The organism is Microvirga pakistanensis, from assembly GCF_004458765.1.
Taxonomy (GTDB): domain Bacteria; phylum Pseudomonadota; class Alphaproteobacteria; order Rhizobiales; family Beijerinckiaceae; genus Microvirga; species Microvirga pakistanensis.
On sequence record NZ_SPJX01000543.1, the window covers coordinates 1 to 223 of the forward strand.

The window sequence follows — 223 nt, forward strand, 5'->3', positions numbered from 1 at the left end:
TCCTCGGCAACCTGGGCTACAGCCACGGCATCCTGGGCGTTCCGGGCAACCTCTTCGCGGCTTTTCCGGCCGCCTGGGTGGTGCCCATCACCATCGCGGCCGCAGCCATCCATTACCAGCCGCGCCTCCAGGCGCTCGTGGCCCTGATCTATGTGGCGGGCCTGTCGCTTCTCGCTTACGGCGAAGGTTCGCTGACGCCTGCCGAGCGCCGGCAGGACCTGTC

Annotated in this window: 1 protein-coding gene; it reads left to right on the forward strand. The window is 68.6% G+C overall.

Going from position 1 to position 223, the window contains the following annotated elements; translation table 11 throughout:
- Positions 1-223: hypothetical protein (locus E4K09_RS29415; protein WP_425293880.1), on the forward strand; the 223-nt coding region annotated here is incomplete at both ends.